Annotated in this window: 8 protein-coding genes; 7 read left to right on the forward strand and 1 reads right to left on the reverse strand. The window is 58.4% G+C overall.

Going from position 1 to position 11,255, the window contains the following annotated elements:
• Nucleotides 1-112: 112 nt before the first annotated feature.
• Nucleotides 113-2,791: a UvrD-helicase domain-containing protein gene (locus DSM100238_RS08550; protein ID WP_152356238.1), complete on the reverse strand. Its 2,679-nt coding sequence runs from the start codon at nt 2,789-2,791 to the stop codon at nt 113-115.
• Between the two features lie 219 nt (nt 2,792-3,010).
• Between DSM100238_RS08550 and DSM100238_RS08555 the strand changes: the two genes are divergently transcribed.
• From DSM100238_RS08555 to DSM100238_RS08585, 7 genes are all read left to right on the forward strand, one after another.
• Nucleotides 3,011-3,595 (forward strand): xanthine phosphoribosyltransferase, encoded by a 585-nt coding sequence (locus tag DSM100238_RS08555; RefSeq protein ID WP_152356239.1) that lies wholly within the window; start codon nt 3,011-3,013, stop codon nt 3,593-3,595.
• Between the two features lie 81 nt (nt 3,596-3,676).
• Nucleotides 3,677-5,212 carry a nucleobase:cation symporter-2 family protein gene (locus DSM100238_RS08560; protein WP_240812421.1) on the forward strand — a complete coding sequence of 512 codons (1,536 nt, stop codon included), beginning with the start codon at nt 3,677-3,679 and terminating at the stop codon, nt 5,210-5,212.
• 86 nt (nt 5,213-5,298) lie between these two features.
• Nucleotides 5,299-7,398 carry a cation:proton antiporter gene (locus DSM100238_RS08565; RefSeq protein WP_167511127.1) on the forward strand — a complete coding sequence of 700 codons (2,100 nt, stop codon included), beginning with the start codon at nt 5,299-5,301 and terminating at the stop codon, nt 7,396-7,398.
• Between the two features lie 447 nt (nt 7,399-7,845).
• A complete protein-coding gene (locus DSM100238_RS08570) occupies nt 7,846-8,229 on the forward strand; it encodes a hypothetical protein (RefSeq protein ID WP_167511128.1) in 384 nt (127 codons plus the stop codon).
• A gap of 54 nt (nt 8,230-8,283) precedes the next feature.
• Nucleotides 8,284-9,033, forward strand: a complete 750-nt coding sequence (locus DSM100238_RS08575) for an ATP-binding cassette domain-containing protein (RefSeq protein ID WP_152356242.1) — start codon at nt 8,284-8,286, stop codon at nt 9,031-9,033.
• A complete protein-coding gene (locus DSM100238_RS08580; RefSeq protein ID WP_152356243.1) occupies nt 9,030-10,412 on the forward strand; it encodes a DUF7224 domain-containing protein in 1,383 nt (460 codons plus the stop codon). Before DSM100238_RS08575 ends, DSM100238_RS08580 begins: the two co-directional genes overlap by 4 nt.
• Before the next feature lie 70 nt (nt 10,413-10,482).
• Nucleotides 10,483-11,043, forward strand: a complete 561-nt coding sequence (locus tag DSM100238_RS08585; RefSeq protein ID WP_167511129.1) for a hypothetical protein — start codon at nt 10,483-10,485, stop codon at nt 11,041-11,043.
• The last annotated feature ends 212 nt before the right edge of the window (nt 11,044-11,255 follow it).

Genomic DNA, 11,255 nt, shown 5'->3' on the forward strand with positions numbered 1-11,255 from the left:
CCACTGACGGGCTAAGACTCCAGATAGTGCGTGCGGTTGCACACACGAGCTACTACCATACACCACACCTGAGACTGTATGCCCGGCTCCCCTGTAACGGTGTGCCGCGAGCTCAGAGCTTCTCAATCGGAGCGGCACGCAACATCAACCGTTTGACGCCATCTGAACCGAAGTCCACGGTGATCACCGAGTTACGGCCTTTGTCCTGGGTCTCCACCACCGTACCGAGACCGAACTTGTCATGCGTGATCTTATCGCCGACATTGAAATCGGCGATGTCCAAACCGTTGTCCTTCCCGGCCTGCGATGCGCCGGATGCAGCCGCCGGCTTCCGCGTGGTCGCGGAGGTATGCCGGGTGGTGACTTTGCCGGAACGGCCCGAGCCCGAAGAACCATAACCATATGAGCCCCGGGAACCGTATGAGGAGCCCGATCGGGAGCCATAGCCGCGCGACGAAGACGAACCAGAACGCGAACCATAAGACGATCCGCCATACGAGGATCCATACGTCGAGCCACCCGAACGCCGAGATGCCGACGAGGAACGGTACGAGCCGCGGGATCCATATGACCCAGACGAACCGAATGTCGAGCCGCCGAATGTCGTAGAGCCGAAATCGTCGTCGTCCCAACCGCCAAACTCGTCGTCCAGACCGCCGGATTTCCAGCCACCGCCCATGCGTTCCGTACTCGCCTCACGACGTTTCCAGTCGATCAGCCCGTCAGGAATCTCATCGAGGAACTGGCTGGGCATCATGTCGTCGGCACGCCCCCATTGGGACCGCACCGCTGCGCGCGTCACGTACAGACGCTGCTTGGCGCGGGTGATGCCCACGTAGGCGAGCCTCCGCTCCTCCGCCAGTTCACTGGTGTCTTCAAGCGACCGCGAATGCGGGAACGTGCCCTGTTCCATGCCGGTGAGGAACACGACGGGGTATTCAAGCCCCTTCGCGGTGTGCAGTGTCATAAGCGTGACTTTGCCGCTGTCTTCGTTCTCACTGGGCAGCTGGTCGGAATCTGCGACCAGCGCGGTGGTTTCCAGGAAGCTTTCAAGCGTGGCATCAGGCGTGGTCTGCTCAAATTCCGCTGCAACCGATTGCAACTGGGAGAGGTTCTCCACGCGGGAGGCGTCCTGCGGATCCTCGGAACGTTGCAGTTCCTCAAGAAGACCGGACTTGTCGAGCACTTCGGCGACGATATCCGACGGCTTGTTCGCATGGTCCCGGGCGAACGCGGCAAGATGCTGCATGGTGTCGCGGAACGCCCCGAGCGCCTTCGCCGTGCGCGTGGGCAGTCCCTCGATCTGTTCCATATTGGCGATGCCCTGCCAGAACGGCATCGCATGCGCATCAGCGTAGGAAGCGACCAGCGCTTCCGCCCGGGCGCCGAGACCGCGCTTGGGCACATTGAGAATACGCCGCATATTGACGCTGTCCGCCGGGTTGACCATCGCCTGCAGATAGGCGATGGCATCCTTGATTTCCTTACGTTCGTAGAATTTGGTGCCGCCGATCAGCTGATACGGTATGCCCGCGTTGATCAGCGCCTCCTCGAGTGAGCGGGATTGGGCGTTTGCCCGGTACATGATGGAGACGTCGGAGTACTTGTAGCCGTCTTCGGCGACGAGACGGGCGATTTCGGTGGCGATCCACAAGGCTTCCTGCTGCGCGTTGTCCGCCGCGTAGCCTGTAATCGGCGCGCCCTTGCCTGCGGCGGTCCACAGCTTCTTGGGTTTGCGCCCTTCGTTGTGAGAGATGACCGCGTTGGCCGCGTCGAGAATCGTCTGCGTCGAACGGTAGTTCTGCTCGAGCATGATGGTCTTCGCGTCCGGGAAATCCTTCTCGAAATCCTGGATATTGCTGATATCCGCGCCACGGAACGCGTAAATCGACTGGTCGGAATCGCCGACGACCGTCACCCACGCCGGGCCTACTCTGCCAGCGCCAATCGTCGAGGGATCAGGCTGCTCATTGGCGTCGATGCCTGCAAGCTCGCGGATCAGCACGTATTGCGCGTGGTTGGTGTCCTGGTACTCGTCGACGAGAATATAGCGGAACTTATGCCGGTAGTAATCGGCGACATCCGGCTGGGTACGCAGCAGTTCGACGGTACGCATGATCAGGTCGTCGAAATCGACGGCGTTCGCCGCGGCGAGACGATGCTGGTATTCCGCGTAGACCACGGCATACAGCTGTTCCTCATTGCCGTACCGGCCCAGCTGGTAGCCGCGCTGGCCGGGACGGTAATCCGGGGCGAACTGCTTGAGCTGCCCCTGCCACGTTTGCAGATTGTTCTTGTAATCCGAAATCCTGGCGAGCATCGCGCGCGGGGTATAGCGCTTGATGTCGATGTTCAAGTCGGTGGCGATGAGCTTGACCAGCCGCTGGCAGTCCTGGGTGTCGTAGATGGAGAAACCGGAGTTCAATCCGATGGCCTGCCCGTCACGGCGAAGGATACGCACGCATGCCGAATGGAAGGTGGACACCCACATACGCTGGGCGACCGGGCCAATCAGCGTGGTCAGCCGCTCGCGCATTTCGGCTGCAGCCTTGTTGGTGAAGGTGATGGCGAGGATCTGGCTCGGCCAGGCGTTGAACTGGGTGAGAATCCACGCGATGCGACGGGTTAGCACACGCGTCTTGCCGGAACCGGCGCCCGCGCCAATCAGCAGTGCCGGCCCCTGATACTGGACCGCCTGCGCCTGCTGCGGATTGAGCCCGCCAAGCAGCTCCTGCGCGCTACGAGCGAGAACTGGGGAATCATTGTCGAACACTGTCACCCTCCGAATCATGCCATCGCCGACTGTACGGCGCCCATAATTTCTACCACAGCCACAGGTCAGCACGACGCGCGCCTACTGCCGGGCGGATGTGCGGCGCTCGCGGTATGCTCACTCCATTACGCCCATTGCAGCCGTGTACGACATGCACGTCGGCGCGAGCCCGCACAACATGCGGGACGTGCGGCTGACAACCAGGGCTGAGACTCCACAAGAAAACGAGGCAGGTCAATGAAAGAACTCGAAGAACGCATCCGCCGTGATGGCATCGTCAAGCCGGGAAACGTCCTCAAGGTGGACGCGTTTTTGAACCATCAATGTGACGTCAGGCTGTTCGACCATATGGGTGAGGCGTGGGCGCGCTTGTTCGCCGGCAAGCGCATCGACAAGATCGTGACCATCGAAGCGTCTGGTATCGGCATCGCTTGCGTCGCCGCCCGCCATTTCGGCGACGTGCCGGTCGTCTTCGCCAAGAAGGCGCAGTCCATCAATCTTGACGGCGACCAGTACGTCACGAAGGTGTACTCGTTCACCAAGCAGCGCGAGTTCCCGGTCATTGTGTCCAAGCGGTTCCTCAATCCGGGCGAGCATGTGCTGCTTATCGATGATTTCCTCGCCAATGGCAAGGCGATGGAGGGTCTGATCGAACTGTGCCATGAGGCCGGCGTGGTGGTCGAAGGCATCGGCATCGCGATCGAGAAGGGATTCCAGGATGGCGGCGCGAAGCTGCGCAACGCCGGTTACGACCTGCAATCGTTGGCGATCGTGGAATCCATGGATCCCGAAACCGGTGAAATCACATTCCGCGAAGCCTGAGCGGTTCACGCATAACACATCACGACTTCGTGTCAAACATATAAGCAGAGAAGAGACCAGGAAAGACAAGCAGGAGGCATCATGAGCGATTCCGCAGGAACGCAACCGGCGCAAGATGAGACGGCAACAGGCGATAACGCGACGGCAGCGAAGCGCAATGCGACGCAGGGCAATGGCAACACGCCCCAGGAGACTATCGCCGCGCACGGTGAGACGGCATCGGGCGTAACAGTACAGAAGAACACGCAGGAAGGTACAACCTCCGCCGCCCCATCCGACACGGCGAACGCGGCGGGATCGAATCCGCTGACCCAACTGGACGGCAAGATTTCCTTCTGGAAAGGCATCCCGTTCGGCTTGCAGCATGTGATGGCGATGTTCGTGGCCAATCTTGCGCCGATTTTCCTGGTGACCGCCGCCGCGAAGATGAGCCCGGAACAGTCCGCGATGATCATCCAGAACGGCCTGCTGGTCGCCGGCCTCGGCACATGCCTGCAACTGTACCCACTGTGGCGTATCGGCAGCCGTCTGCCCATGGTCACCGGCATCTCCTTCACCTATGTCGCCGCCGCGATCGCCGTGGTCAGCAACCAAGGCTACGGGGCGGTCGTCGGCGCGGTGATGGTCGGCGGTCTGCTTGAACTTGTGCTGGGCTTGACCGCACGCTTCTGGCGCCGTTTCGTCCCGCCGATCGTGTCGGCAATCGTGGTCACCTCGATCGGCTTCTCGCTGCTCAGCGTCGGCGCGACATCCTTCGGCGGCGGTTCAGGAGCCAAGGATTTCGGCAGCTGGCAGAACCTGACCCTCGGCTTGGTTTCCTTGGTCGCATGCCTGGCGTTCCAACTGCTCATGAAAGGCACCGCCAAGCAGCTGTCGGTGCTGTTCGGCCTCGTGGTGGGCTATGTGGTGGCCTTGTTCATGGGCAAGGTCGATTTCTCAGGGTTCCAGAACCTGGCGGTGCTCAGCGCTCCGCACATCATGCCGTTCAAGGTGCAGTTCGACGCGGGCGCGATTATCTCCTTCGCCCTGCTGTACGTGGTGTCCTCGGTCGAAGTGCTCGGCGACACCGCAGCCTTGGCGAAAGTCGGTCTCAACCGTGCGCCCTCTGAGCGTGAAACCGCCGGCGCAATCGCCGGTGACGGCCTGATTTCCAGCATCTCCGGCCTGTTCGGCTGCCTGCCGCTGACATCGTTTGCACAGAATATCGGGCTCGTGGCGATGACCAAAGTCGTCAACCGCAAGGTGATCCTCTCCGGCGGCCTGATTTTGGTGCTCGCCAGCTTCGTCCCCGGCATCGCGGCAGTGTTCAACTCGTTGCCGCAGGCCGTGCTCGGCGGCTGCACCATCATGATGTTCGGCACGATTGTGCTCTCCGGCTTCCAGATGATCGCCGAGGCGGGCTTCACCCAGCGTAATATCGCCATCGCAGCGCTCAGCCTGACCATCGGCATCGGCTTCACGCAGGTGCAAGGTATCTTCGCCCAGTTCCCTGCCTTGTTCCAGTCGATTTTCGCGAGCAACTGCATCGCGCTGTCCTTCGTAGTCGCGGTCATTCTTAACGCGGTACTGCCCAGCGAAGAGCATTTCCTTGCGTCGAACGGCAATACGGAGAAGTGACACAGCGCGGCTTATGTGGCCGATAGCTGAGCGAAGACTCAGATAACGCCCGAATGAGGGCAGGGCGGAAGAAAGGACAGATGCGGATGGAACTGCTGATTACCACCTTGCTGCTGATCGCCGCAGTGCTGGTGAGTGCCGTGCTGGACCAGATCATGACGCGCCTGTCTCTGCCGCTCGTGCAGATGATCATGGGCGTAGTCATTATGCTGGGGGCTCCGACCGCGCTCGACACGCACCTGGATGCCGAACTGTTCCTAGTCCTGTTCATCGCACCTCTGCTGTTCGATGAATCCCGGCATATCGACCGCAGAGCCTTGATGCGCAATCTCGGCGGTATCCTATCGCTGGCCATCGGTCTGGTCATCGCGATCACGCTCGGCGTGGGGTTCGCCTTGCATCTGTTGGAGCCGAGCATTCCGCTGGCCGCCGCCTTTGCTTTGGGTGCGACCCTGGGGCCGACCGATGCGGCAGCAGTCGCTTCGCTCTCCGGGAGCGTGGCGCTGGATGAACGCCAGCGGGCGACACTTTCAGGCGAGGCACTGTTCAACGATGCGTCCGGCGTGGTGTCATTCCAGTTCGCGGTCGCCGCGGCGACAACGGGTGCGTTCTCGCTGTCACAGGCGACCGGCACCTTCGCCATCTCCTTCGCCGGCGGTCTTGTATTGGGTGCCGTCGCCGGTCTGATTGCCGCGCTTATCGGCGACGGTGTACGTGCCATCGGCCTTGACGGTACCCATTTCCATGTGGTCTACGAGCTGGTCATCCCCTTCGCGGTCTTTCTCGGCGCCGAAGCGCTGCATGTCAGCGGCATTCTCGCGGTGGTCGCGGCGGGTCTCGTGTTCACGCTGCTCCCCCACCACCGTTCCACCGCCCGCGCCAAACTCGAACTGGTGTCCTCCAGTATCTGGCAAACGTTGTCATTCATCCTCAACGGCGTGGTGTTCCTCATTCTGGGCATGCAGCTGCCCGCGGCACTGTTGCCGTCGTGGAACGGATCGGTCGCCACCGGGCAGCTGCTGTTGCTCACTGCTGTGGCGACCATCGTCACCTTGGGCATTCGATGGGTCTGGCTCATGGCCATGGACCTGCTGCACAATCGGCATGCCGCGCGCCACGACTGGCGTTGTATGGCCCGGGACGCCACGATTATGACACTGGGCGGCCCGAAAGGCGCAGTCACGTTGTCCATCGCGTTGACCATTCCGGTCACGCTCTCCAACGGTTCAGCGTTCCCGCATCGCGACGACCTGCTGTTCATCGCATCCGGTGTCATCGTGATCACCCTGCTGTTGGCGAACTTCGTCATGCCGCTGCTCGCCCCGCAGACCGAACATCAGGATGATCGCGCACTGTTGGAAGCGAGGCGTGGAATCGCCGAACATGTGGTGGAAGGGCTTACCGGCCGGCTGTCAAGCGAGCATACGAGGGAAGGAGCGTTCGCCACCGCGTTCGTGCTGCGCGGATATCAGGCGCAGGTGTGCGAGCTTGATGACGAGCTTGACCCTGTCACCTCATACGCGGTACGGGTGCTCATTGATGAGATCGGTACGCTGCAGGAACAGTATCTTGACGACATCGCCGCACAGGGCGGATACGATGATGCGACCGTCGACCTGTGCCGTCAGGCGTTGCACCGGGCGACACAGATGATGCACGGGCGCCGCCGCAAGGTCAAGGCGGTCAGAGGTGTCCTGTCCGCCATCGGGCACCGATTCGCCGCTCGCGGCATGCACCATTCGCCTGACCGGCATCTTGGCAGCCAGGCGGACCAGCGGCAGTTCATCGCACTGGTCACCGCGATCCAGCAGCGTACCGACACGTATTTGCGTGATATCGCCGAGTCGCCGGAACCATTGACCGACGACCAGCATGTGCGGGCGAAGGCGGCTCGACGGCTGACGCAACGGAGTACTCCCCTCGCCCATGCCAACCGTGCGCTCGGCCCCGCACCGGACGGCCATACGGCAGATGGCACGGCTATCCGCCCGGGTAAGCCCGCACAACGCATGACCGCCGGATGCCGTGAACTCATCCAGGACGCCCAGGCACAGGCGCACACGCTGGAGTTGGAAGCCATCGCCGCGCTACGCGACAACGGTTCACTCACCCACGACCAGGCATCCCGCTTGCGCCACGACGTGGTCATCATGCAAATGGCCGATTCCGCGGGCGAAGTCGACTGAACGGATTGACGCCGCAAGACTGGCAATACGTAGGATGTATGCAATGATGATTGAATACATACCGTCAATATGCACCTATTATCACATTGTTCCTTAAAGTCTTCAATTTAGAAGGGGACACATTAGACAATATGAATATAATATTCTCATATTCAGCATGAATATACTTTGTTATTAATTTTATATATCATTTTGTTGCCAATAGACTTTATAATTATTCAATTAGCCGTATATATCAGACAGATATATCTATTTTTATTATTGCGAATTCTTTGGCCACCCACATTAACTCCTGTTGAAGATATCTTGATTCACAGCTCGTTCACTGCACATTTACTGAAAGTATTCACAGCTGAAACTCATACACCTTACAATGAAATTGTCATACATACCCGTATGACTCAATATCAAAGTGGAGAATAGAGTAAGGACAATGCAATAAAACGAATGCGCAACATGGCAATCAGCATCCTGTGCTCATGCCTCATTTTGGCCGGTGCAGCCCCTGCGTTTGCCGAAGGCAGCTTTAACACTTCAATGACAGGAGTGCGTCCGGGTTTCAATTCTAGGGTATGGAATAAACGAGTCAATGATCACACATCAACAACTGTTCATCTTGCTCAGTGCTCTAATCCTTATGGATTCACTACGCTAGAGCTGCGAAGAGTCATTTCTATGCTCCCCGATCAGTCAAAAGGGAAAATTACCTTGCGATGCAATAATGGAACAGCAAATTGGGGTGCACAGTCTACTGGAGATTACAAATTCCGCGTAACCTCAACGCCAGATAATGCAAGCATGAGTGTTGGATCAGTTACAGTAACCTATTGATGAGTTTATACTGGAGATTCACCAATATACCTCAATGTTGAAGGCAGGGGGAATATGTCACTGGAGCTTCTCGATGTCGAATTCCGGTATTCGCATCACGGTCCCATGATTCTCAACGGGTTGTCCTTGGAATTTACGGCACCGGCCACTGCTCTGTTAGGACGCAACGGCGCCGGGAAATCCACAATCCTCTCCCTGCTTTCCACTACACAACATCCGAACAGCGGAAGCATACGCCTTGACGGGGCACCAGTCGACCATGCTTCCATCCGTGATTATCGCAAGAAGGTCGCGTGGCTTCCCCAGAACATTCAAGCGATTCCTGGATTTACGACACGAGAAAGCGTCATATACGCGGGATGGCTTGGTGGGCTGAGTACAGCCCAGGCCAATTCAGACGTCGATTCCGTGTTGGAGCAGGTCGGTCTCTCACAACAATCGGCTGAGCGAGCAACCGGACTTTCCGGAGGCCAGTTGCGTCGCCTCGGCATCGCACAAGCATTGATTCGTGACGTATCGTGGCTCCTGCTCGACGAGCCATTCGCCGGACTCGATCCAGTGGAACGTCTTTCTCTGCAACGGCTTCTGCAACGCCTCGCACAGCATGTCCACATGATTGTGTCGACCCACCAAACTGGGGATTTGATGGATTTGTTCGATACCATCGTGGTTATTGATCACGGTGATGCAATTTGGTGGGGAACGCCGGAAGAATTCTTCTCACTGGTTCCCAAAGAAAAGGCACAAGCGCAGGGTACGGATATCGGTACCGCGGCATTCGCGAGTCTGGTGGACCGGAAATGAGCACTACGACAACGTTCCATAACCATACAAACACTGGCGAGCGCCCGCGCGTCAATGTCGTGAAACGTCATGTCCTATGGGGCGGGACTCCGTGGCGTACGAGTGCAGCCATGTATTGTGCACTGCCGGTGCTGGCTGCGGTGGTCGTGTACATTCTGCTGTATCACCCGTTGGCTGACTCATTGCGTAGTGGATATGCCGCGAGTATGGTGCTCAGTGCTAATTCCGCAATCATTGTGGTACTCCCCTGCTGTGGGGCGATATTCGCATGGGATATCGCTTCGTTGAAACGTGGCGGGATACTATCGGTTCCTCATGGTCGTTCGCTGTTGCATGTCGTGGTTTCCCGCGGCATGCCGACGCTGGTTCTTGGCTGCTTTGCGATGGCAGTCGCATGGGGTCTTGTACTTGCGCATTGCAGGTCAATGGTGACCGACCATGATGTCATCGCCATGGCGGGCGCGTTGATAAGGATTCCGGCGGCCATGTCAGTGGCGCTACTGATTGCGCTCGTGTCCCCGTACTGGCTGGCGCCGCCGCTTGCGATGGTTCTGAACTATCTGCCTATCGTGTATGCGCCAGCAGTGGATATCTTCTGGCTTCAACATGTGAATGGATTCTATTACGACGGCTTGCCTTCCGACATGCAGATTGCTCTGCGACCGGTGTTCGCGTCCATGGTCGTGTCCGTTGGCTTGATGATGTGCGCGGTGATTGTCGTACTCGTATGGGGAACTTCCGATCGTGTATCGGCGAAGATTGCAACCGGCAGGTTTGTGTTGTGCGCACTTGGCTGCGTTGGGGTCATGCTCGCCGCATTGCTGGCCGGTAGGGCTTTAGCCTTGCCGTATGGCAGTTTCCCGGGTGAGCCGCGTACAAGCGGGCAGGTGTGCGAACGTATGCCCGGGGATTCCGCATCATCAGGTCATGGTGAGCTGACCGTGTGCTTGTGGCAGGAACATCATGATCTTGCCAAGGCAGTGGCACGTCAGACGGTGGAGGTTCGTGGGCATCTCGATGCCGTTGGGTATTCGACGCCGTCGCGTATCGTTGAGGCGGCACCGGGTTCCTCTGGCTGGGTGATTGGCGTGGATAACGCGATGGACGAGCGGCAGCTGCGGATGGCGATTGTGAATGGTTTGCACAGCACGACGCCGCGCTTGGAAACAGGCCAATGCCAGGTGACTTCTGAATCGTATCTGCGTCACCTCGTAGCACAGCAGTGGCTGTACAGGGTCACAGGTGTAGACGGCAGCACCAACCAGGGCGATATTCCTGGGATTGATGCCGTACAGCATGATTTCGATGCGTTGAGCAACAGCCAGAAGGTCGTTTGGGTGCGCGCCGTCATGACGGAGCAGGCGGATATGTGCAGATAACACGTGCAATGAACAGTGAGGTCGCATTGTTTGCCAGCGCGATTTGGGAGGTTTGCCGATGAGATTGTGGATGCGCGCGCATCATATTGTCGCACAGTATGTCTGCGTTATGGTCGTTATGGTGTTGGCTGCCGTACTGTCGGATTGGTCGGTGTCCTTTCCGGCATTGTTCGGTGGTGATAGCGTCTTCCATCTCTCGATGCTCGCGGTGCTGCCTTTGTCGGTATTCATTGTGTATTCGTGTGCGTCGGCCACGGATATCGAACGCTCTGCATTCCGCCCTTTGCCGCTGGTAACGGCTGTGCATGTGCTCGCGCTGCATGTGGTCATGGCGTTGGCATGCTGTCTGGTCGCTGCGATGTGGACGAGTGAGGGATGGCTATGTTTCCGTTCGCTGCTGGGATTCGTCTCGCTGGGTATGCTGTGCAGCTTGTTCTGTTCGCCGCGCACCAGTGTGACGTGGGACGCAGTCATCTTCTGCTTCCTGTCTTTAGCCGGCAGGGGATCTGCGTCAGGTATGTCACCGAATTGGTGGAATTTCCTTGTGGCGGATCTGGGTACCATACGAGCCATGCTTGTGCCGATTGCGCTGTTCTTCACGTATCTGGCGGTTGCCGCGACCCGCAGATGACTGCGTCCTGTTTCGCGTAACCAGATGTGCGTATCGTCTGTGAGATAATGTGCTGTGACGGGGTACGCCCGGCGGCGAAGGGAAGCCTTATGGGTTTTCTATTTGCTAGGTGGTTGTAGGTCTATGTTGGTTGCTTGTTGTTAGCATCCACTTTTAGCATCCTTTAGTGGGGTGTTTTTGTAGTGGTAGGTATGTTAACAAAAAAAATAAAT

The organism is Bifidobacterium apri (genome assembly GCF_009299485.1).
GTDB lineage: Bacteria > Actinomycetota > Actinomycetes > Actinomycetales > Bifidobacteriaceae > Bifidobacterium > Bifidobacterium apri.